Origin of the sequence: Bacillus sp. B4EP4a (assembly GCF_006680105.1) — a bacterium.
Lineage (GTDB): Bacteria > Bacillota > Bacilli > Bacillales > DSM-1321 > Peribacillus > Peribacillus simplex_E.
The window spans coordinates 1-272 of sequence record NZ_VHIK01000132.1 but is presented as its reverse complement, the minus strand read 5'-3'; the positions used below and the strand labels follow the sequence as shown (position 1 = coordinate 272).

1 rRNA gene is annotated in these 272 nt (G+C 54.8%); it reads left to right on the top strand.

From position 1 onward, the window contains the following. Positions 1-261 (top strand): 16S ribosomal RNA (locus tag FNK51_RS26250); the annotation flags it as partial. Positions 262-272: the final 11 nt, after the last annotated feature.

The window sequence follows — 272 nt, the reverse complement described above, 5'->3', positions numbered from 1 at the left end:
CCATAAAGCCATTCTCAGTTCGGATTGCAGGCTGCAACTCGCCTGCATGAAGCCGGAATCGCTAGTAATCGCGGATCAGCATGCCGCGGTGAATACGTTCCCGCGCCTTGTACACACCGCCCGTCACACCACGAGAGTTTGTAACACCCGAAGTCGGTGAGGTAACCTTCATGGAGCCAGCCGCCTAAGGTGGGACAGATGATTGGGGTGAAGTCGTAACAAGGTAGCCGTATCGGAAGGTGCGGCTGGATCACCTCCTTTCTAAGGATAAT